Annotated in this window: 21 protein-coding genes and 1 tRNA gene; 10 read left to right on the top strand and 12 right to left on the bottom strand. The window is 68.0% G+C overall.

Features of this window, described 5'->3' with window-relative positions; genetic code table 11:
• On the bottom strand, positions 1–374 hold a 374-nt coding region (locus tag RMO04_RS07430), incomplete at its 3' end, for a hypothetical protein (protein WP_309644147.1).
• 694 nt (positions 375–1,068) lie between these two features.
• Between RMO04_RS07430 and RMO04_RS07425 the strand changes: the two genes are divergently transcribed.
• From RMO04_RS07425 to radC, 4 genes are all read left to right on the top strand, one after another.
• Positions 1,069–2,244, top strand: a complete 1,176-nt coding sequence (locus tag RMO04_RS07425; RefSeq protein ID WP_309644146.1) for a right-handed parallel beta-helix repeat-containing protein — start codon at positions 1,069–1,071, stop codon at positions 2,242–2,244.
• 76 nt (positions 2,245–2,320) lie between these two features.
• Positions 2,321–3,031, top strand: a complete 711-nt coding sequence (gene sfsA, locus RMO04_RS07420; RefSeq protein WP_309644145.1) for a DNA/RNA nuclease SfsA — start codon at positions 2,321–2,323, stop codon at positions 3,029–3,031.
• Between the two features lie 13 nt (positions 3,032–3,044).
• Positions 3,045–3,857: a type I methionyl aminopeptidase gene (gene map, locus RMO04_RS07415; protein ID WP_309644144.1), complete on the top strand. Its 813-nt coding sequence runs from the start codon at positions 3,045–3,047 to the stop codon at positions 3,855–3,857.
• A 71-nt stretch (positions 3,858–3,928) separates the two neighbouring features.
• Positions 3,929–4,672 (top strand): DNA repair protein RadC, encoded by a 744-nt coding sequence (gene radC / locus RMO04_RS07410; RefSeq protein ID WP_309644143.1) that lies wholly within the window; start codon positions 3,929–3,931, stop codon positions 4,670–4,672.
• A 9-nt stretch (positions 4,673–4,681) separates the two neighbouring features.
• Here the strand turns inward: radC and RMO04_RS07405 are convergent, their stop codons facing one another.
• Entirely contained in the window at positions 4,682–5,296 is a 615-nt protein-coding gene (locus RMO04_RS07405) for a hypothetical protein (protein WP_309644142.1), read from the bottom strand.
• Positions 5,297–5,512: 216 nt separating this feature from the next.
• On the opposite strand from RMO04_RS07405, the gene RMO04_RS07400 reads away from it, so the two are divergent.
• The gene (locus RMO04_RS07400) at positions 5,513–6,214 is read left to right on the top strand and encodes a VIT family protein (protein ID WP_309644141.1); all 702 of its coding nucleotides are present in this window, start codon (positions 5,513–5,515) and stop codon (positions 6,212–6,214) included.
• 104 nt (positions 6,215–6,318) lie between these two features.
• Positions 6,319–7,848, top strand: coding sequence for a carboxylesterase/lipase family protein (locus RMO04_RS07395; protein WP_309644140.1), 1,530 nt, complete (start codon positions 6,319–6,321; stop codon positions 7,846–7,848).
• On the opposite strand, the gene RMO04_RS07390 is transcribed toward RMO04_RS07395, so the two are convergent.
• The 5 genes from RMO04_RS07390 to RMO04_RS07370 all read right to left on the bottom strand — a co-directional run bounded on the left by RMO04_RS07390 (position 7,845) and on the right by RMO04_RS07370 (position 16,738).
• Positions 7,845–10,007 (bottom strand): ATP-binding protein, encoded by a 2,163-nt coding sequence (locus RMO04_RS07390; RefSeq protein WP_309644139.1) that lies wholly within the window; start codon positions 10,005–10,007, stop codon positions 7,845–7,847. The genes RMO04_RS07395 and RMO04_RS07390 overlap by 4 nt on opposite strands.
• A gap of 87 nt (positions 10,008–10,094) precedes the next feature.
• On the bottom strand, positions 10,095–10,751 hold the full coding sequence (locus tag RMO04_RS07385) for a lysoplasmalogenase family protein (protein ID WP_309644138.1): 657 nt from the start codon (positions 10,749–10,751) through the stop codon (positions 10,095–10,097).
• Positions 10,752–11,049: 298 nt separating this feature from the next.
• Positions 11,050–12,444, bottom strand: coding sequence for an efflux transporter outer membrane subunit (locus RMO04_RS07380; protein WP_309644137.1), 1,395 nt, complete (start codon positions 12,442–12,444; stop codon positions 11,050–11,052).
• A 1-nt stretch (position 12,445) separates the two neighbouring features.
• Positions 12,446–15,595 carry an efflux RND transporter permease subunit gene (locus tag RMO04_RS07375; RefSeq protein WP_309644136.1) on the bottom strand — a complete coding sequence of 1,050 codons (3,150 nt, stop codon included), beginning with the start codon at positions 15,593–15,595 and terminating at the stop codon, positions 12,446–12,448.
• Positions 15,596–15,604: 9 nt separating this feature from the next.
• The gene (locus tag RMO04_RS07370; protein WP_309644135.1) at positions 15,605–16,738 is read right to left on the bottom strand and encodes an efflux RND transporter periplasmic adaptor subunit; all 1,134 of its coding nucleotides are present in this window, start codon (positions 16,736–16,738) and stop codon (positions 15,605–15,607) included.
• A gap of 160 nt (positions 16,739–16,898) precedes the next feature.
• Here RMO04_RS07370 and RMO04_RS07365 point away from each other — a divergent pair, with 160 nt between their 5' ends.
• Both RMO04_RS07365 and RMO04_RS07360 read left to right on the top strand, forming a co-directional pair.
• Positions 16,899–17,510, top strand: coding sequence for a TetR/AcrR family transcriptional regulator (locus RMO04_RS07365; RefSeq protein WP_309644134.1), 612 nt, complete (start codon positions 16,899–16,901; stop codon positions 17,508–17,510).
• A 95-nt stretch (positions 17,511–17,605) separates the two neighbouring features.
• Positions 17,606–17,737 (top strand): hypothetical protein, encoded by a 132-nt coding sequence (locus RMO04_RS07360; RefSeq protein WP_309644133.1) that lies wholly within the window; start codon positions 17,606–17,608, stop codon positions 17,735–17,737.
• 58 nt (positions 17,738–17,795) lie between these two features.
• Here RMO04_RS07360 and RMO04_RS07355 read toward each other — a convergent pair.
• A tRNA-Leu gene (locus tag RMO04_RS07355) sits at positions 17,796–17,884 on the bottom strand.
• A gap of 119 nt (positions 17,885–18,003) precedes the next feature.
• Between RMO04_RS07355 and RMO04_RS07350 the strand changes: the two genes are divergently transcribed.
• Complete coding sequence (locus RMO04_RS07350; RefSeq protein ID WP_309644132.1) at positions 18,004–18,189, top strand: hypothetical protein; 186 nt, start codon at positions 18,004–18,006, stop codon at positions 18,187–18,189.
• Here the strand turns inward: RMO04_RS07350 and RMO04_RS07345 are convergent, their stop codons facing one another.
• From RMO04_RS07345 to RMO04_RS07330, 4 genes are read right to left on the bottom strand one after another with little or no spacing between them, the layout of a single operon-like run.
• Complete coding sequence (locus tag RMO04_RS07345) at positions 18,190–18,867, bottom strand: glutathione S-transferase family protein (protein WP_309644131.1); 678 nt, start codon at positions 18,865–18,867, stop codon at positions 18,190–18,192. It lies immediately after the preceding gene.
• Between the two features lie 32 nt (positions 18,868–18,899).
• The gene (locus RMO04_RS07340; RefSeq protein WP_309644130.1) at positions 18,900–19,694 is read right to left on the bottom strand and encodes an SDR family oxidoreductase; all 795 of its coding nucleotides are present in this window, start codon (positions 19,692–19,694) and stop codon (positions 18,900–18,902) included.
• Between the two features lie 49 nt (positions 19,695–19,743).
• Positions 19,744–20,547, bottom strand: a complete 804-nt coding sequence (locus RMO04_RS07335; RefSeq protein WP_309644129.1) for a M48 family metallopeptidase — start codon at positions 20,545–20,547, stop codon at positions 19,744–19,746.
• Complete coding sequence (locus RMO04_RS07330) at positions 20,544–21,179, bottom strand: glutathione S-transferase family protein (RefSeq protein ID WP_309644128.1); 636 nt, start codon at positions 21,177–21,179, stop codon at positions 20,544–20,546. The genes RMO04_RS07335 and RMO04_RS07330 overlap by 4 nt, the downstream gene beginning before the upstream one ends.
• 108 nt (positions 21,180–21,287) lie before the next feature.
• Here RMO04_RS07330 and RMO04_RS07325 point away from each other — a divergent pair.
• Positions 21,288–21,727: MFS transporter (locus RMO04_RS07325; protein ID WP_309644127.1), on the top strand; the 440-nt coding region annotated here is incomplete at its 3' end.

Raw genomic sequence — 21,727 nt, 5'->3', positions numbered from 1 at the left:
TTCCAGGCCACAGGCGCAGCGCTCAAGACCCTGCTCAGATCGGCCCTGAAGGTTTTGGAGGTCGAGATTGAGATCAGCAGCATCAGCGCCATGGGGATGCCCGTGAGGCGCAGGAACGTGATCCAAGGCAGGCCGGGCAGGGCGATCGCCAAGTAGTTGGGCCATAGCACAAGGCAGACGATGAACGCGAAGTAGAAGCGCTCCATCGTCTTCGTCGGCGCGTTGCGCAAATCGGGCAGGGCCCAGATCGCGAGCATCGCCAGGACGCCCAGAGGCGCGGCGAAAAGCATGAACAGGTATGGCGTCATCAGGGCGTAGAAAAAGCCATAAACCAAGCAGAAGAACGCCAGCGCGAGCATGGCGACGGGCTTCATCAGCCGCATCCATCCCTGAGTGGGCGCGGCGTAGGGCTTGATCGTGATGACCCGCTCACGGCGGCCGGCCCCTGGCGTGCCCGTCATCCCCTAGAACTCCTGTATTCTCCGGCAGGCTCGGCCCGCAGCTCAGCGAGCCATACCTACTCGCACAAATCCTTATTTCGCGTTGAACTTGACGCGAGCGTGGCGAAACGGCGCGCTTGCGAGGGATGGTCGCCCAGAAGCCCATCATGCCGCAAAGCGGGCCAATTCTGTCGCTACCCACCGACCGGGACGCAATCCTCCCGCCATGGATTGGCCTGCCCCTTGCAGATATAGCGGTTGAGGGCGCGGCGCCGTTCGTGAGCCACGCGTCCAGGGAGCCAAGATGAAACCCCGCTATCCCCGAGTGCTGGCGCTGTCAGTGGTGATGATCGCGATAGCACTTGGCGCAGGTCTGTTTGTACTCAGTGGGCCTAGCGTTCACATCGATCAGAGTTGTCTGCGCCCAGCTATAGTAGAGATTGTCCGTAGAGATTCTGTTAACTGCTCGATGAAGCAACGCGTAAAGGCGTTGTTTAGTGAACACAAATTAACCAATGCATTTAATGGCAAGCTAAATGGTTCCGTCTACTTACCGTTCCTGAGTTTTGCATCAGCAGACCCGGGGCGGAACGTCTCTCCCGGGTTGCTGGATCGGGGAAAAGACGGCATGTCGACCATCACCGCTGCGAACGCGACCCAGCTCTATCAAGCTCTCAAGGTTGCTCAGGCTGGGGATACGATTGCGCTTGAAGGTGGGTCGTACGCGAGCCTTCGGCTGTTCAATCTGACGTTCGCCAACGATGTGACGATCACGTCGAAGGATCCCGGCAACCCGGCGATCATGACCGATCTGCAGATCAAGAACAGCTCGGGGCTCAACTTCACCAACATCGAGGTCTTCGTCGACGCCGCCAAGGGCGGCTGGGGCCTTCAGGTCAACGACAGCCGCGACATCCATTTCGACCAGATCAGCGTCCACGGCTCGATGGACAACAACCCCCAGAACGACCTGTCTGGGATGTCGATCCGCAACAGCTCCGATGTGAGCGTGACCAATTCCGAGTTCCAGCAGCTGATGATCGGGGTCAACCACCTCAACAGCGATCACATCAGCTTCACCGGCAACAAGATCCACGACATCCAGATGGACGGCATTCGCGGCGGCGGATCCTCCTACGTCACGATCTCCAACAACCACTTCACCAACTTCTACCCGATCGCCACCGACCACCCCGACGCGATCCAGTTCTGGACCACGGCCACCACCACCTCGGCCCATCACATCGTCATCAGCGACAACCTGATCGAGCGTGGCGACGGCAAGGCCATGCAGGGCGTCTTCATGGGCGACGAGAGCGGCGGGAAACTGCCCTATCTCGACACCATCATTACCGGCAACATGGTGGTCGGTTCGCTCTGGCACGGCATCACCGCCGGCTCCAATGTCCGCGTCCTCATCGAGAACAATACCGTCCTGGGCTATGACGGCATGGGCGCGCGCATCACCCTCGCCGACTCCAGCGACGTCATCCTCAAGAACAACCTGGCCACCGCATACCTCAGGCAACGTATCGTCGAGGTCGACGTCGACACCGGGAACGTCACCATCCCGACGACCAGCACCGGCGGCTTGATGGAAATCAGTCAATGGGCGGCCAACAAGCTCGCGAATGCCGGGTTATCAGGCCAGGGCTTCGACATTTGGCAGTCCTGGACGCCGCAAGTGACCCTTCCGACCCCCTACGGGCCGGGCCCCGTCACGGAGTACAACTACCACTACAATTCCGAAGAGCTCCAACACCTCCTCGTCAACTTGAACAGGTTCGAGAGCCTCTTCTTCTGACCCCCAGCACAGCGTGGCGGCAGGCGCGCCGGCTTCCTAAGTGAGGCGCCGTCCCGTCGCCGCCTGAGTCCCGTCCATGGAATTCCCCCAGCCGCTCGCCCGCGGCGTGCTCGTCAGCCGCTACAAGCGGTTCTTCGCCGACGTGGTGTTGGACGACGGGACCCCGGTCACCGCCCACTGCCCCAATCCCGGAGCCATGCTGGGCCTGAACACCCCGGGCCTGCCCGTCTGGCTGTCGAAGTCCGACGACCCCAAGCGCAAGCTCGCCCGCACCCTGGAGCTGGTCGAGGTCGACGGCGGCCTGGTGGGCGTCAACACCATGCACCCCAACCGCCTGGTGGCCGAGACCCTGGCCGCCGACGCCATCCCCGAGCTCACCGGCTACTCCAGCCACCGCCGCGAGGTGAAGTATGGCCTGAACTCCCGCGTCGACTTCCTGCTGGAACAGGACGGCCGCGCGCCGTGTTGGCTGGAAATCAAGAACTGCCACCTGCGCCGCGCCGGAACCCTGGCGGAGTTCCCCGACTGCGTCGCCGCCCGCTCGCTGAAGCACCTGGGCGACCTGACCGAGATGGTGGCGGCCGGCCACCGCGCGGTGATGCTGTTCGTCATCCAGCGCACCGACTGCGACCTCTTCGCCGCCTGCGCCGAGCTGGACCCGAAGTACGCCGCGGGCCTCAACGGCGCGGCGAAGGCGGGTGTTGAAGTCCTGTGCTATGATTGCGACATAAGCCCCACAGCCATCCGCGTCGCCCGGCCCATTCCGTGGCGCGACGCGGTCCACTAGGGCGGAGCAGAGCATGAACGACGTCCTGGAAGCCGAACACCGCACGGGCCAGATCCGCATCCACGGCGCCGAGGGCTTCGCGGGCATGCGCGCCGCGGGCAAGCTGGCCGCCGAGTGCCTGGACATGCTGACCCCCCACGTGGTCCCCGGCGCGATCACCGACGACCTGGACCGCATGGCGCGCGAGTTCATCCTCGACCACGGGGCGATCCCGGCCTGCCTGTTCTATCGCGGCTACGGCAAGACGGTCTGCATCTCGCCCAACCATGTGGTCTGCCACGGCATCCCCGGCGAGCGGGCCCTGCGCGAGGGCGACATCGTCAATATCGACGTCACCGTCATCGTCGACGGCTGGCACGGCGACACCAGTCGCATGTATGGTGTCGGCCCCGTCGCGCCGCGCGCCAAACGGCTGATCGACGTCACCTATGAGGCGATCCAGAAGGGTCTCGACCAGGTGAAGCCCGGGGCCAAGACCGGCGACATCGGCCACGCCATCCAGACCTACGTGGAATCCATGCGCTGCTCGGTGGTCCGCGATTTTTGCGGTCACGGCCTGGGCAAGGTGTTCCACGACGCACCCAACATCCTGCACTTCGGCCAGAAGGGCACAGGCGACACCCTGCGCGCCGGCATGTTCTTCACGATCGAGCCGATGGTGAACCTGGGCAAGCACCAGGTGAAGCTGCTGTCCGACGGCTGGACGGCGGTCACCCGCGACAAGTCCCTGTCGGCCCAGTGCGAGCACTCCATCGGCGTCACCGAGACCGGCTATGAGATCTTCACCGGCTCGGACGGCTTCAAGCCGCCTGTCATCAGCGCCTAGACGCCACCACCGCAGCTTCGGGTTGAAGAACCCTATTGCCAAGCCGGAACAAATAAAGAACGATACCCGGCATGGCAGAGCCGCGCGAACTCGCTGAAGGTCCTCAACCCGACCTCTGGGCCGCAGCGTCGCGCGCGCCGGCGCCGAAGCCGCACTATCTCGGCCACCGCGACCGCCTGCGCGACCGGGCGGCGGCGGCCCTGGACGCCCTGCCCGACTACGAGCTGCTGGAGCTGCATCTCTTCAGGGCCATTCCGCGGGGCGACGTCAAGCCGCTGGCCAAGGCGCTGATCGCACGGTTCGGCTCGCTGGCCGCCGTGCTGGCCGCCTCCCAGGCCGAGCTGAAGACCGTCTCCGGCGTCGGCGAGTCCGTGGCCCGCGACCTGAAACTGCTGCACCAGACCGCCTTGCGCGTCGGCCGCGAGGCGGTGGGCAAGCGCACCGTGATCACCTCGTGGTCCCAACTCCTGGCCTATGTGAAGCTGGTCCTAGCCCATGAGCCCCGCGAGCAGTTCCGCGTGCTGTTCCTCGACAAGAAGAACCAGCTCATCGCCGACGAGCTGATGAACCGCGGCACGGTCGACCACGCCCCGGTCTATCCACGCGAGGTGATGCGCCGGGCGCTGGAGCTGTCGGCCAGCGCCGTGATCCTGGTCCACAACCACCCCTCGGGCGACCCCACCCCGTCAGGCGCCGACATCCAGATGACCCGTGAGGTGGTCGACGCCGGCCGCCCCCTGCGCATCACGGTTCATGACCACTTGGTGGTCGGCCGCGAGGGCGTGGCCAGCTTCCGGTCGTTGGGGCTGTTCTGACCCGCGCGATCATCGCAAGGATCGCCGGATCCGCATCCAGTAGTCCGCCAGCAGGACCCCCGGAATGATCGCGCTATCGCGGCGCACGCGGTGGGTCAGGGGTCGATCGCCGGTCGCCAGCAGCGCCTCGCGCGCCTCCAGGTTCTGGGAGAACTTCGCCTGGCAGGCCTCCAGCATCAGGGCGTGGTGACCGGGTCCGCCGGTCTGGAACACCGACCCGTCGAAGCTGAAGCTCTGGCGGGCCGGCCGGCCTTGGCCGGCCGCCTTCGCCGAGATGCCCCACAAGGCCGCGACGCGCTGGCGCTCCTCCTCCGTCGCGAACTTCAAGCCCTGCCAGAAGCCTTCGACGCTGGCGTACGACCGGCCGCGTAGCGCGAAGGGCGTGAGCGCCAGGTTGCCGATCGGCCGCCATCGGACCTCGCCCATGTCGGAGACGATGTTGATCGGCTCGCGGCAGGCGTCTTCGCGCGGACCCAGGTCGTGGAACGAGCCGCCTCGCGCAGTCGCGCTCTCCAGGCCGAAGACGTGGCCCAGCCGGGCCTCGCGCCAGACTGTGAACGCCTCGAGCTCTTCGTCGTCCTCGACCGAGAACGCCAGGATCCCCGCCTTGAGTACAACTCGCATGACCATCCTTCGTCGGGTGCGGTTCCGCCGAGTGTCTCGCTTGCGCGGGACCATGCAAGTCCTTGCGGACGCCGTTTTTTCGTTCGCCCCGCGTCGGGCTGGGTATGGTGACCTCACTCCGGCGCCTGATGGCGATCAATGCGGTGAGCATCGCCAACCCCTCATGTCTTCGTCAGGACGAGCGCCCAGCCAACGTCCCTGGAAGGTTGAGACCTCATGAGCCGCCTCCACATCCATTCGGAACGTCATCTCGTGGCTCGGATTGGCTGGCTTCGCGCCGCCGTGCTTGGCGCCAACGATGGCATTGTCTCGACCGCGAGCTTGGTCGTCGGCGTCGCCGCCGCAAACGCGCTCAAGGCCGACATCTTGCTGGCGGGCGCGGCCGGACTTGTCGCAGGCGCGATGTCGATGGCGGCGGGCGAATATGTCTCCGTCAGCTCGCAGTCCGACACGGAGAAGGCGGACCTCGCGCGCGAAACGGCCGAGCTCTCAGGCGATCGCGACGCGGAGGTCGCTGAGCTGGCGGCGATCTACGAAGAGCGCGGGGTCGAGCTCGCCCTGGCGAAGCAGGTGGCCGAGCAACTGATGGCCAAGGACGCCCTCGCCGCGCACGCCCGCGACGAGCTGGGCATCTCCGAGATCAGCTCGGCTCGTCCGATCCAGGCCGCCTTCACCTCGGCCGGCACGTTCACGCTGGGCGCCGCGGTGCCTCTCGCGGTCGTGTTGGCCGTCCCGACGGCATGGGTGCCGGCCGCGGTGGCCATCACCGCACTGGCTTGCCTCGCCGTGCTTGGCGCAGTCGGCGCGCGGGCGGGCGGCGCCGGGGTCCTGAAGTCCATTCTTCGCGTGACGTTCTGGGGCGCGTTCGCCCTGGGGCTCACCGCCGGTATCGGCAAACTGTTCGGCGCCGTGGTCTGAGGACACAAGTCAATTCTACGTATCAGTATGGCCTTGCGCCCCGCCCTCGCCTAGGGCCTCATGGGCTCGGCGCCCGCAAGAGGCGCGAGGTGGAGGATTTCGACATGGCCGACGACCTGGCGCCCGCGCCCCTGACGCACACCGATATCGTCCCCACCGGCGACGGCCCGGTACGCGGCTACCTCGAGGACGGTCTGCAGGTCTTCAAGGGCGTGCGCTATGGCGCGGCCCCCGTCGGCCCCCTGCGCTTCAAGCCACCCCAGCGCCCGGCGCCCTGGCATGAGCCCGCCGACACGACCGCCTACGGCGCCCCGGCCATTCAGTCGGGTCTCGGCCCCGGCGAGCGACGCGTCTCCCCCGGCGATCCGCCGGCGCCGGACGAACCGGCCTCTTCCGAAGACTGCCTGTTCCTCAATGTCTGGACCCCTGGCCTGGACCGCGCGGCGCGGCCGGTGATGGTGTGGCTGCACGGCGGCGGCTTCGCCAATGGCTCGGGCGGGGCGGCCATGTATGACGGCGGGTCGCTGGCCCGCAAAGGCGACGTGGTCACCATCACCGTCAACCACCGCCTCAACGCCTTCGGCTATCTGCACCTGGGCGAAGTGTTCGGTCCCGACTACGCCCAGTCGGGCATGGCCGGCATGCTCGACATCGTCCAGGCCTTGGAATGGGTCCGCGACAACGCCGCGGCCTTCGGCGGCGATCCGGCCAATGTCACGATCTTCGGCGAGAGCGGCGGCGGCTGGAAGGTCTCGCTGCTCATGGCAATGCCGTCGGCCAAGGGCCTGTTCCACAAGGCGGTGATCCAGAGCGGCCCCGGCCTCAGTGGCAAGCCCGTGGCCGAGGCCGACCAGACCGCCCGCGCCCTGCTCTCCGCCCTGGGCGTCGACAGCGCCGAGGCCCTGGCCGAGATCCCGACCGAGGTATTGTCCCACGCCAGCGTGGCGATCCCGGGCGAGGCCATGCGCCTCTACACGCCTGTCGTCGACGGCATCGCCCTGCCCCGCGATCCGTTCACCCCGGACGCCTCGCCGCTCTGCGCCGACATCCCCGTCCTGATCGGCACCAACAAGGACGAAAACACCCTCTTCATGATCGGCCATCCGAAGTTCGGCGAGTTCACCGAGGAGGACCTGGCCAAGCACGCCGCGACCGGCGCGGGACGGAAGGCCGACGCCCTGGTCAGCGCCCTGCGTGAGGCGCACCCCGACTACTCGCCGACCCACCTGGCCTGCGCCGTCGGCACCGCCACCGGCATGTGGGGCGGCTCCATCACCCTGGCCGAACGCAAGGCCGCCCAGGCCGCGCCGGTCTGGATGTACATGCTGACCTGGGAGACCCCGGTCTCCCGCGGCCGACTGCGCTGCCCGCACGCCCTGGAAATCCCGCTGGTGTTCGACAATGTCGAGCGCGCCCGCAACTTCGTGGGTCGCGGCGAGGAGCCTCAGCGCGTGGCCGACCAGATGTCCGCCGCCTGGCTGGCCTTCGCCCGCACCGGCGATCCAAATACCCCCGCCCTGCCTGCCTGGCCGGCCTACGACGCCGCCCGCCGGGCCACGATGATCTTCGATCTGGACAGCAAGGTGGTCGACGATCCGGATCGCGGCGTGCGGGAGGTGCTGCAGGGCGCCTAGCTCGCCAGCGCCGTCTCCGGTTCGGCCAGTAGCCGGGCGATCTCGCCCAGCAGGGCGGCGGCGGAAATCGGCTTGGCGACCACCCCGTTCATCCCGGCGGCCAGGTACGTGACGCGCTGGTGGACCATGACATTGGCCGTCAGGCCGATGATCGGGACCTCGGCGGCCGCGCCCACCAAGCCTCGAATGGCGCGCGTGGTCTCCACCCCGTCCATGTGCGGCATCTGGATGTCCATGAGGATCAGGTGGAAACTGCCCCGCCGCGCCGCTTCCAGCCCCGCGACGCCGTCCTCGGCTTCCTCGATCCGGGCGCCCAGCCGCGCCAGCATCGTGCGCGCCACCAGGCGGTTGGTCGGATTGTCCTCGACCAGCAGGATGTTGACGCCGTCCAGCAGCCCCTCTTCCACAGCCTCGACCACCGCGGGCGAGGCCCCTGGCGCCTCGAAGGCCAGCCGGAAGGTCGAGCCCTGGCCCTCGAGGCTGTCGAAGGTGATCTCCCCGCCCATCATGTGGGCCAGGGCTCTGGTGATGGACAGTCCCAAGCCTGTTCCGCCAAACCGGCGCGCGGTGTCGTTCTCGGCCTGACGAAACCGCTCGAACAGATGACTTTGCGCCTCCGCCGTCATACCGATCCCGGTGTCCTGCACCTCCAGGCGGACATGACGGCGACCGCCTTCGCGGGCGGTGACGGCCAGCCTCGCCGTCACCCGGCCTTCCGTCGTGAACTTCACCGCGTTTCCGATCAGGTTGAACATCGCCTGGCGCAGCCTGACCGGGTCGGCGTCGATCCACAGCGCCTCCCCGGCGATCTCGCAGGTCAGCGCCACACCCTTGGCCCGCGCCTGGCCCTCCAGCAGGGCGGTGACCGAGGTCAGCGCCTCGCCCACGTCCATCGGTTCGGGCGCGAGGTCCAGTTGGCCGGCCTCGATCTTGGAAAAGTCGAGGACGTCGTTGAGAAGCTGCGACAGCATTCGCCCGCAATCGCTGGCCTGCCGCATCAGCTCGCGGCCCTCGACAGAGATGTTTTCGCGCTCCAGCAGGTGCAGCGCGCCCAAGACCCCGTTCATCGGCGTGCGGATCTCATGACTGACATTGGCCAGGAATTCCGCCTTGGCCCGGCTGGCGGACTCGGCCTCCGCCTTGGCCTCGCGCAGAGCGTCGTCGGCCGCCACCCGCTCGGTGATGTCGCGGCTGACATCGATGACGCCGACCGGCACGCCATGCTCCAGAACCATTTTGGCGCTGGTATGCAGCCACACCCATCGGCCGTCTTTGCATCGGACACGCGTGATCACCTCGACGGGCCGATCGGGATCGCCGAGCATCTGCCTATAGGCCGTCTCCATGACCGCCAGGCTTTCCGGATGGATGAAAGTGCTGCGCTGCTGGCCGAGCAGTTCGTCGGGGCGGTAACCCACGACGGCCAGCGACGCGGGCGACACGTATTGCAGGCTGCCGGCCAGATCGGCGCGGATGATGACGTCGGTCACGTTCTCGGCCAGGATCCGGTAGCGATCGAGGCTCTCATTGAGACGCCGCTGCTGCGCTTGGGCCGAAGGGGTGTCCAGCGCTCGACCCAGGTTGAACGCCGCCGTGAGACCCAGGGCGATCCAGATCGGCAGAATCTGACGCCAATCTCGCCCGTCGGCGAGGGTGACAACGCTCAAAGCCGCGACCGCCGGCGCGGCGCCGGCCACCAGGAACACTGTGGGCGTGTTGTAAAAGAGCAGGACGAACACCGAGCCCAGGGCCACGAACAGTATGGCCGCGCTCGCCTGGCCCTCCATCGTGCCGGAGCGCCAGAACAGAACGCCCAGCAGCAGCCACCAGAGATTGACCGTGACGTAGTGCGCCGCGAAGTTCGCGCGCGCGCGCCAATCGACGGCTCGGCCACGAAACTGCGCGCGGGTCGCAAACCAACCCCAGGCCTCTATCGCCAGCCCAAAAGCCGCCCAGCCGACACACACCTGCCATGGCAGGATCATCGATCCCATCAGCGCGCCCAACAGGTTCAGGGCCGCCTTGACCGGCGTTATCGGATGAATCGCGACGGCCGCCTCGTCCAGTCGAAAGGCCAGGCTTGGCCTGCGCGGGCCCTGCTCCCGCGCACCTGTGCGGCCGCGCGGCGCATCGAGCCCCCTGTGGTCGACCGTCCTCACCTAGCGCGCCTCCAGATTGCGTCGGCTTCATGAGGCGCGCCTTGGGTGAGCGGATAGATAAGGCCCGGTGCGGCAAATTGGCCTGAACTAGGCCGGGCGACCCGCAGCCAAGGTCCTGGTGACGCCCACGCAGATCAGGGTCTGGCCCAGGAAGTAGAGCCCCCAGATGCCGAAGCCGACCCAGGCCTGCCCGGCCAGCGGCCCTTCGCGCGCGAAGATCAGCAGGTCGGAGACCACGAACATCATCGCCCCGCTCCCCACCGTCCGGCGGGGGAACCGGCTGATCCAGGCGCAGGCGGCCATCACCGCCAGGCCCAGGGCGTAGACGGCCACCCCGGGCGCGCCCGCGCGATCGCTGGGCAGGAAGAAGGCGATCAGCACGGTCGTCGGAATCAGCACCAGCGCCAGCAGCTTCTGGCTGCGTGTCGTCTCGATGCGCCGATTTCGCAGATAGAGCCAGATGGCGATCAGGTGGCCGATCAGGAAGGCCACCGCCCCCACCACCAGCCCCGCCGCGCCCAGCAGCACGTCGCCCGCCGCCCCAAAGGCCATTACCGCGCACAGCCGCCAGCCGTCGGAATCCCGGGCGACGAGCGCGGCGTACAACGCCAACAGTCCGACCCCCGCACCCTTCCAGGCCAGGCTCTGCGCCTGCGACAGCGGCAGGTCCCACGAGGCCATGTAGCTGACCCCCGCGATCAGGGCGGCGAACAGCGCTGCCCGCGCGAACAGACTGTTGGCCACCACTCGCCCCTCCCCAGGATGCCTCGCCGAATTGGACACCGCTTCGCGGGCCCGTGCAAAGCGTCCACGACGAAATGTCGCGAGCCGACGGTCTGGCTTGCCTTGCTCCTCGGGATCGGCGAGACGACGTGCATGGCGTTCCAGAAGCGAAGAATTGACCGGGCGCAGCGCGTGCGTTCGCAACGGGTCTGGTGGGAGCGCAACGGCGCCTTCTTCCGCGGCCTGCTGACCGGTCTGACCCTGGCGGGCGTCGCCGCCTGGATCTACAGCGCCTTCACGGCCTGAACGACGCGGCGGCCTATCCTCCGCCGCCCAGCGCGCGATACAATTCCACCCGATTGGCGGCCTCAGCGAGCTGCGACGCCAGCAAGGACTGGCGCGCGGCGTAGAGGGTCCGCTGGGCGTCCAGCAGGGCCAGGTATCCGTCGACGCCGCTGTCGTAGCGCGCCTGGGTGAGCCGCTGGGTCGCCGTGGCCGCCTCGACCAGCCGCCCCTGGGCGGAGACCCGCTCCGTGATGGTGGCGCGAACCGCCAGGGCGTCCGAGACCTCCCGGAACGCCGTCTGGATCGCCTTCTCGTACTGCGCCAGCGCCGCGTCGCGTGACGCCTCCGCCCCACGCAGGTTTGCGATGTTGGCGCCGCCGGAGAAGATCGGCAGCACGATCTGCGGCGCGAAGCTCCAGCTCCGTGCGCCCGCGCCGAACAGATCGCCCAGCTCAGGGCTGATGGTCCCGGTCGAGCCGGTCAGGCTGATGCGCGGAAAGAAGGCCGCCCGCGCGGCGCCGATATTGGCGTTCTGGGCCCGCAAGGCACGCTCGGCGGAGAGCACGTCGGGGCGAGCCACCAGCACGTCGGAGGGCAGACCCGCCGCGATGTCGGGGCGCACGGCGATGGTCGCCAGACCGCCCTGCGGCAGCAGCTCGGCCGGAACCTCGGCGCCGACCAGCAGGCGCAGGGCGTTGAGGTCGCGGTTCACCTGGGCGGTGGCGACGGCCGCGTCGCTGCGGGCCTGCTCGGTCAGGGTCTGGGCCTGGCGCAGGTCCAGTTCCGACGTCGCGCCGGCCTCGAACCGCTTGCGGCTCAGGTCGTAGGCGGCCTCGCGGCTGGCCAGGGTGTCCTGGGTGATCTTCAACAGGTCGCGGTCGGCGGCCAGGGTCAGATAGGCGTTGGCGGTCTCGGCGATCAGGCTGATCTGGACGGTGCGGCGGTTCTCCTCGGTGGCGAGATAGGACTGCAGGGCCGCGGCGCTCAGGCTCTGCACGCGGCCGAACAGGTCGAGCTCATAGGCCGCGAAGCCGGCGCTGACGCTGAACTGCTCGATCGTTTCGGCGCGGCCGGTCTGGGACACGGAGGCCGGCGTTCGCGCCCGCTCGCCCGCCCCCACGGCGTTGATGGCCGGCAGCAGGTCGGCGCGCTGAATTCGATACTCGGCCCTTGCGCGGGCGATGTTCGCCACCGCCACGCGCAGGTCGCGGGTCTGCTCCAGGGCCAGCGCGATGGTCGACTGCAGGCGGGCGTCCTGGAAGACATCCCGCCAGGCCAGGTCGGCGGCCGGAACGCCGGCGGACGGCGCGGCTTCGGCGGTGACCGGCCAGGCCTGCCCCACCGGCAGCTCGGGCCGTTCGTAGCGCGGCGCCAGGGTGCAGCCGCTGAGCGCGGTGGCCGCCAGCAGCGCCAGGAGGAAGGGTCGCATCTCAGACAGCCTCATGGGGGAGTTGCGCCGACTGCGCCTGCGGATCGGCCTTGCGGCCGAGGTATCGCTGCACCAGCACGAAGAAGAGCGGGACGAAGAAGATCGCCAGGGCCACCGCCGACAACATGCCGCCGATCACACCCGTGCCGATGGCGTGCTGGCTGCCCGAGCCCGGACCGTTGGAGATCGCCAGGGGCAGGACGCCGAACATGAAGGCGAGCGATGTCATGATGATCGGCCGCAGGCGGATCCGCACCGCCTCCAGCGTCGCCTCGACCAGCGTGACCCCCGCCTCGAAGCGATGCTTGGCGAACTCCACGATAAGGATGGCGTTCTTGGCCGCCAGCCCCATGGTCGTGAGCAGGCCCACCTGGAAGTAGATGTCGTTGGACAGGCCGCGCAGCGACGTCGCCAACAGCGCGCCGACCACGCCCAGCGGGATCACCAGGATCACGGCCAGCGGGATCGACCAGCTCTCATAGAGCGCCGCCAGCAGCAGGAAGACCACGATGATCGAGATGGCGTACAGCGCCGGCGCCTGGGCGCCCGCCTCACGTTCCTGCAGCGACAGACCGGTCCACTCATAGCCGATGCCCGCGGGAAGCTTGGCGACCAGTTCCTCCATGACCGCCATGGCCTGGCCCGAGCTCTGGCCCGGCGCGGGGGCGCCTTGGACGTTCACCGCCGGCAGGCCGTTGTAGCGCTCCAGCCGGGGCGAACCGATGGTCCAGTGGCTGGAGGCGAAGGACGAGAAGGGCGCCATCTGGCCCGCCCCGTTGCGGACGTACCACCGCTCCAGGTCCTCGGGTGTCATGCGGAACGGCGCATCGGCCTGGACGAACACCTTCTTCACCCGGCCCCGGTCGACGAAGTCGTTGACGTAGGACCCGCCCAGCGCGGTCGACAGGGAGGCGTTGATGTCGGCCGTGGTCAGGCCCATGGCCCCGGCCTTGGCGTGGTCGACATCTATGGCGAACTGCGGCGTGTCGTCCTGGCCGTTCGGGCGCACGCCCACCAGGTTCGGATCCTTGCCGGCCATATCCAGCAGTTGGTTGCGCGCGGCCATCAGGGCCTCGTGGCCCACGCCGCCGACGTCCTGCAGCTGCAGGTCGAAGCCGGAGGAGTTGCCCAGCTCCGGCACCGCCGGCGGCACGATGGCGAACACCTGGGCGTCGCGGATCTGGGAGAACGCGCCCATGGCCCGTTCCGCCACCGCCTTCACCTTGCGGTCGGCGGCCTTGCGCTCTTCGAAGTCCTTCATGCGGACGAAGGCGATGCCCGCGTTCTGGCCGGCGCCGGCGAAGCTGAAGCCGGAGACGGTGAAGACGGACTCCACGGACTCGGCCTCGCCCTTCAGGAAGTGGTCGGCCACCTGCTTCAGCACCACCTGGGTGCGTTCCTCGGTGGCGCCGGGGGGCAGTTGGACGATGGTGTAGATCGTCCCCTGGTCTTCCTCCGGCAGGAAGGCGCTGGGCAGGCGCGCGAACAGCAGGACCATGACCAGCACGATGGCGCCATAGACCGCCATCCAGCGGCCGCCCTTACCCAGCATGCGACGCACCTGGCCCTGATAGCGGCCGCTGGCATGGTCGAAGTTGCGGTTGAACCAGCCGAAGAAGCCGCGCTTGGTCGCCTCGCGTTCATGGTCCACGGGCTTGAGCAGCGTCGCGCAGAGCGCCGGTGTCAGCACCAGGGCCACCAGGACCGACAGCGTCATCGCCGAGACCAGGGTGATGGAGAACTGCCGGTAGATCACGCCCTGCGAGCCGCCGAAGAACGCCATGGGCACGAACACCGCGGCGAGCACCAAGGCGACGCCCACCAGGGCGCCGGTGATCTCGTCCATGGACTTTCGGGTGGCTTCCTTGGGCGAGAGACCCTCCTCGGCCATCACCCGCTCGACGTTCTCGACCACGACGATGGCGTCATCGACCAGCAGGCCGATGGCCAGCACCAGGCCGAACATGGTCAGCGTGTTGATGGAATAGCCGAGAACCGCCAGCACCCCGAAGGTGCCCAGCAGCACCACCGGCACGGCGATGGTCGGGATCAGGGTGGCGCGCCAGTTCTGCAGGAACAGGAACATCACCAGGAAGACCAGGACGACGGCCTCGGCCAAGGTCTTGACCACCTCCTTGATCGATTGTTCGACAAAGGGCGTGGAGTCGACCGGGATCACGTAGCCGATGCCGGGCGGGAAGGCCTTGGCCAGCTCCGCCACCCGCGCCTTGACGCCGTCGGCCGTCTCCAGCGCGTTGCCGCCGGGGGCCAGCTTGATGGCGAGGCCGGCCGCCGACTTGCCGTTGAACTTGGCCAGCGAATTGTAGTTCTCGGCGCCCAGCTCCACCCGCGCCACGTCGCGCAGATAGACGTGCGTGCCGCCGCCGGTGTCCTTCAGGATGATCTGCTCGAACTGGGCGGGGGTCTGGAGTCGCGCCTGGGCGCTGATCGTGGCGTTGAGCATCGTGCCAGGCATGGCGGGGGTGCCGCCCAGCTGGCCGGCCGAGACCTGGGCGTTCTGCGCTCGGATGGCGGCGATCACGTCGGCCGGCGTCAGGCTGCGGGCGGCGAGCTTGCTGGGATCCAACCAGATGCGCATGGCGTACTGCGCGCCGAACAGCTGCACGTCGCCGACCCCGTCCACGCGGCTGATCGGGTCCTGCAGGTTGGCGGCGAGATAGTCGGCGAGGTCGGAGTTCGAGGCCTTGCCGTCAGTGGCGTAGAGACCCACCACCATCAGGAAGTTGCGCGTGGACTTGACCACGCTGAGGCCTTGCTGCTGCACCTCCTGGGGCAGAAGGGCCGTGGCCGTCTGCAGCTTATTCTGGACCTGCACCTGGGCGATATCGATGTCGGTGCCGCCCTTGAAGGTCAGGGTGATCGTCGCCGCCCCGCTGCCGTCGCTGGCCGAGTTGATGTATTCCAGACCGTCCAGCCCCTTCATCTTTTGCTCGATGACCTGGGTGACACTGTCCTCGACCGTCTTGGCCGAGGCGCCGGGATAGACGGCCTGGATGGCCACCTGCGGCAGCGCGATGTCGGGGTACTGAGCGATGGGCAGGGTGCGGATCGCCAGCGCGCCGGCCATCATCACGACGATGGCGGCGACCCAGGCGAAGATCGGCCGGTCGATGAAGAAGCGTGACAGCATGACAGGTCCTCAGCGGGCGGCGACGATGGGCGCGGGCTTGACCGCCGCGCCGGGCCGGACCTTCTGCAGGCCCTCGACAATGACCCGCTCGCCGGGCTTGAGGCCCGCGGTGACCAGCCACTTGTCGCCGACGGTCCGGGCCGCGGTGATGGGGCGCAGCTGCGCCTTGCCTGCGGCGTCGACCAGATAGACGGTGGCCGAACCGCGCGGATCGCGGCTGACGGCGGCCTGCGGCACAAGTATGCCCGCCGTGGCCACCCCTTGGACGAGTTGGGCCCGGACATAGAGCCCCGGCAGCAGCGCCCCGTTCGGATTGGGGAAGATGGCGCGCAGGCCGACTGAGCCGGTCCCGGCGTCAACGGTGACATCCGAGAACGCCAGGGTCCCCGGCTGCGGATAGGTCGAGCCATCCTCGAGGATCAGCCGGACCTGGGCCGAGTTGGGCCCGCCCACCGTGCCGGCGGCCATGTCGCGGCGCAGCTTCAGGAGGTCCGACGCCGACTGGGTGACGTCCACATAGATCCTGTCGAGGTTCTGGACCGTGGCGAGCGGCGCGGCCTGGCCCGCGGTGACCAAGGCGCCCGGGGTGACCGACGACTTGCCGATCCGCCCGGAGATAGGAGATTGCACACGGGTGTAGCCGAGGTTGATCTGGGCCTGCTGAACCGCCGCGCGCTGGGCCTGAACGTTGGCCGCGGCGGCCTGGGCGGCGGCCTGGGCGTCGTCGTTGTCCTGGCGGCTGACGGCGTTGATCGCCACCAACTCCTTGTATCGGTCGGCCTTCAGCTTCGCCGAGGTCGCCGTCGCGCTCGCCTGGGCGAGCGCCGCTGTCGCGCTGTCGAGGCTGGCGCGATAGGTGGACGGGTCGATCTGATAGAGCGACTGACCCGCCCGGACGCTCGAACCCTCCTGGAACAGTCGCGCCTTCACGACCCCGCTTACCTGCGGACGCACCTCGGAGACCAGCGACGCCGAGGTCCTGCCGCTGAGTTCGGTGGTCAGGGTCACCGGCTCGGTGCGCACCACGATCACGCCCACGGGCGCGGGCGCATTGGGGTCGGGACCTCCCTGCTGCTTGGCGCCGCAGGCGGACAGTACGAAGGCCAGCGCGACGGCGGCGGCGGTCAGGAGGGGTTTCGACATCTGGGCACCTGCCAGGGCGGTCGCGGTCGTAAACCTTGACACGGCCCCCTATATGGAGAATGAGAATGAACGTTCATTCTCAGGCCGTACCTAGTGAGGCGGTTACCCTAAGTCAACCGGCGGAGGTCGATTTTTTGCTGCAATGCACAACGGTCATCGAATGACCGAATCCACCGTCAAACGGTCGGACGCGGAGTCGCGTCGCCAGCAGATCGTCGACGCCGCCTCGGCGTGCGCGCGGCGCTCCGGATTCCACGGTGCCAGCATGGCCGAGATCGCCCAGGCCGCGGGTCTGAGCGTCGGTCAGATCTATCGCTACTTCGACAACAAGGAAGCGATCATCGCCGCCATCGTTGCCCGCGACACCGGCGAGATGCGCGACAAGTTCCTGGAGCTGCAGGGCGGACCCCAGCCGGTCCTGGACGCCATCCTGACCAAGTGCGCCACCGCGGTGTCGGACCTCTACGACCCGAACCGCGCGGCCCTGATGCTCGAGGTGGTGGCCGAGGCCGCGCGCAATCCGACGGTCGCCGCGATCCTGCGCGACGCCGACGCCGAGGAGCGCCAGATGCAGCAGGACCTGCTGAAACACGTGCTGCCCGTCGGCTGCGACGAACGGGAAAGCCAGGCGCGCGGCGAGGTCTTGAGCATGCTGTTCGAGGGTATGAGCGTGCGCGGTGTCAACAATCCCGACTCCGACCGCGAGGCCATCGCCCGGGTGCTCCAGTCGGTCATCCGACACCTCCTGTCGGCGCCCTGCGTCGAGCGGTAGCTCCAGACTAGCCAATCCGCCTTGGCTGGCGCATGCTCCACCTTCGCGGACGATCTGCCCTTGAGAGCGGGTCGGCGCGGAGGAGGAAACCACCGATGGCGCTCCACGAGCCCGATCACCATGGTTCAAAGACACTCGCCGAGGGCGCCGTCTGTTTCGGTTGCGCCCTGGCCGCCCTCGCCGCCGCCGCGGTCGCGCTACAGTGGATGATGAGCCTGGTCATCTAGGCGACCGCCGCCTCGAGAGAACGCACGCCTGCCGGGACTCGCGGCTGCGACGTCAACCTGGTGCGGGCGGCCGGAGTCGAACCGGCACGGGCCTTGCGGCCCTACGGATTTTAAGTCCGGTGCGTCTACCAGTTCCGCCACGCCCGCTTGCCGTCCTCGACCTATAGCCGCCTCGCCGCGGCAAGGCGAGACGGCCCGCCATTTGCTCGCCTGACCTCCACGGCTCCCGTTATGGCACGGGGTCGCGCGACGCTTCGGAGGGGATCATGGGCGACACGACGCTGGCCTACGCCATCGACCAGGCCGACACCGACTGGCGCTGGCGGGTGTTCAATGTCGACGGCGAGCTGGTGGCCGGCGGCTTCGCGCCCACGCGCCCCGAGGCGGAGTCCGCGGCGATCCACATCTTCGCCCAGCCTCCGCACCGGCGACGCATGGCCGGAAACGCCTAGCTAGGCGTCCGCCTTGGCCTTGGCCGCCATCTTGGCGATCAGGGCGCGACGTTCCTCAAGACCGCGATGCAGCTCCACTAGGGTCCGCGCGGCGTGCTCGTTCTTCTGCATCGCGGCCCAATAGGCGGCCACCTTCGGCGACTTCGGGATGGGGTTCTCAACCTCGACCGTCGACAGCACGTTCTCCACCAGGAACAGCGCCGGAACCAGGGTGCAGTCGGCCAGGGTCAACCGACCCGCCGCGGCGAATCCGTCCACGCCGATATAGTGCTCCAGCGCCTTGATCCCGCGGATCACCTGGCCGCTCAGCAGGTCCACCACCGCCTGGTCGCGAGTGGACTTCCGCCCCTGGCCGGCCAGCATGAACATGTTATTCATCAGATAGATGTCGGCGATCCGCGACACCGTGCGGATCTGCGCCGTCTCCCGCGGCGAGCCGCCCAGCAGGCGCGGCGTCGGGTGGATCTCCTCGATATACTCGCTGATCACCTCGGACTCGGGGATCACGTCGCCGCCCAGGTCCAGCACCGGGATGCGGGCGAGCGGCGAGACCTTGTAGAACTCACCGGTCATGAAGCCGGGCGGCAGTTCGATCTCGATATCGGTGACGCCCTTGGCGTAGATCTGCATCCGCACCTTGGCGGAATACGGGCTCAAGTCGCCGGAATAGAGTTTCATTTCAAATCCTTCCCTGAAAATTCGCCCACGCCTCAGGCGTAATTCGCCAGCGCGTTGCCTGAAGCATCTCCCGCCCCGCTGCCGCCGTCCACCGGCACGATGGCGCCGTTGACGTAGGCGGCCTGGTCCGAGGACAGGAACAGCGCCATGTCGGCGATCTCGTCCTTCGTCCCGTAGCGGCGCATGGGGTTGCGGCTCTTGACCCGCTCCTCGGCCTCCGGCGTCGAGGCCAGGCGCGCCATGCCCTCGGTGTCGGCGATGGGGCCAGGCGAGATGGCGTTGACCCGCACCCCGGCCGGCCCCCACTCCAGGGCCAGGCACTTGGTCAGCATGTTGATCCCGGCCTTGGCGGCGCAGACATGGGCCTGGAACAGGCTGGCGCGCTCGGCCTGCCCCGCGGTGATCGAGATCAGCGACGCGCCGGGCCGCCGAAGGAACTCGAACGAGGCGCGCAGCACGTTGAAGGTGCCGATCAGGTCGATGTCGACCACGGTCTTAAACCCGTTGGCGCTCATGCCCAGCGCCGGAGCCACGAAGTTGCCCGCCGCGCCCGACAGCACGATGTCGATGGGCCCGTGCTCGTCGAAGGTGCGTTTCAGCGCGGCCTCCACGGCGGCGTAGTCGCGGACGTCGGCGGCGATGCCGATGGCCGGCTTGCCGAAGGTGGAAACTTCCTTGGCCGCGGCCTCGATCTTCTCGGGGCTGCGGCTGATCAGCACAACATTCGCGCCCGCCGCGGCGAACCGCTTGGCGATCCCCAGATTGATCCCGCTGGAGCCGCCGGCGACGAAGGCGGTCTTGCCCACAAGTTGGGTGTCCTGAGCCATGGTGTTCTCTCCCTTTGTTGGTGGAGACCCTAGACCCGACGACGCCCTGCTAGGAAGGCTGACCCTGCGTCGGCCGCGCCTTCGGAAGCGCCGCGAGAGCCTCGCGCAAGGCCGCCAAGCGCGCGTCGTCGGCCGGATGGGTCGACAGGACCTCCGGCGGTTGAGGCCGACTGGCGCTCGTGGCCGCCATCCGCTCGAAGAAGCGCAGGGCGCCCGAGGGATCGTGGCCCGCGTCCCGCATCAGGTCCAGCCCGACCTTGTCGGCCTCCAGCTCGTGCTTGCGCGAATAGGGCAAGATCACGCCATACATGGCGCCCATGCCCAGCGCGCCGGCGATCTGGCCGGCATGCTCGCCGTACTCGCCATTGGCCAGCACCGCCTGGATCACGCCGACCCCCACCTCCAGCGCCAGTTGCTGGCTGACCCGCTCGGCGGGATGGCGCGCGATGATGTGGCCGATCTCGTGGCCGATCACCGACCCCAGCTCGTCATCGTCCTTGGCGAAGTCCATCAGGCCGCGAAACACGCCCACCTTGCCGTTGGGCAGGACGAAGGCATTGATCTCCGGGCGGTCGAATACGGTGAACCGCCAGTCCAGATCCGTCCGGCCGCTGGCCTTGGCCAGCGTCTGACCCAGCTTCTCCAGGCGCGCCTGCAGGACCGGGTCGGCCGAGACCGGGGTCTTGGCGGCAAGCTCCGCCCAGGCCTGGTCGGCCATGGCGGCCAGCTGGTCGTCGGGCACGGGCGCGAACTGCTGGCGGCCGGTGGCGGCGTTTTCGGAGCAGCCGGCGAACAGCATGCCGCTGGCGAGACCGGCCAGCACGCCGCGCCGGGACGCGCAGGAACAGGTCATCGCTCGGCCTTGGCCGCGGCTTCCCAATCCAGGAAGTCGGGGTCGGCCAGCAACCGGGTCAGGTATTCGCCGCACCGGCCGTCGTCGCCGTAGTCGGACAGGTTCACGCCATAGGTTCGGAACCGGGTGGCTGTCGGCGTGTAGAAGGCGTCGACGATCCCCCATGTCCCGGCGAGGTACGGGCCGCCGGAGGCGCGCAGCAGCTGCGACCAGAGCTCCACGATCCTGCGGATGTTCTTCTGGGTGGCCTCCGACAGCGCGGCGACCTTGGGCTCGGCCTCCAGCATCATCGGGCACTCCCCGCGCAGGGACTGGAAGCCGGAGTGCATTTCACAGGCCGCCGCCCGGGCCAGGGCGCGCAGGCCGGCATCGGCCGGCCACAGCCCGGCGTCGGGGAACCGCTCACCCAGATACTCGCAGATCGCCAGCGAATCCCAGATCAGCAGATCGCCGTCCTTGAGCGCAGGCACCAGGCCCGAGGGGGAGTGAGGCAGGATCGCCGCCTCGGTCTGATTGTTCTCCTGGCGCAGGGCGATCAGCGTCTCCGTGAACGGCGCGCCGGCCTTCCTCAGCACCAGCCAGGGCCGCAGCGACCAGGTCGACCACCGCTTGGTTCCGATCACGAGTTCCATGCGCGCTCCTTTTCCTTGGGTCAGCCTATTGCCCTGGACCGGGCGCCATCGGCTACAGTGGTTTCAACAATAAGAATTTCAGTTCGACATTTTTGAGGAAACCCATTCATGACCGAGACTGCCGCACCGTCGGTCGAACCCATCGCGTCGCCCCTCGCCGCCGGGGCCAGTACGTCGCCGTTTTCGCCGGCCTACACGCGCTATGCGATGTTCCTGCTGCTCGGCATCTACATCATCAATTTCCTCGACCGCGCGGTCATCAACATCCTGGCCGAGCCGATCAAGAACGATCTTGGCCTCGCCGACTGGCAGCTCGGCTTGATGAGCGGCCTGGCCTTCGCGATCTTTTATACCGTGCTGGGCATCCCGATCGCGCGCCTGGCCGAGCGTAAGAACCGCCCGATGATTATCGGCACCGCCGTCATGGTTTGGTCCGGCTTCACCGCACTCTCCGGCGCGGCCAACAGCTTCGCGACCCTGGTCCTCTGCCGTATCGGCGTGGGCGTCGGCGAGGCGGGTTGCACCCCGCCCGCCCACTCGCTCATCGC

It is taken from the genome of Phenylobacterium sp. (assembly GCF_031412415.1).
GTDB lineage: Bacteria > Pseudomonadota > Alphaproteobacteria > Caulobacterales > Caulobacteraceae > Phenylobacterium.
This window is presented reverse-complemented; position numbering and strand designations above follow the sequence as displayed.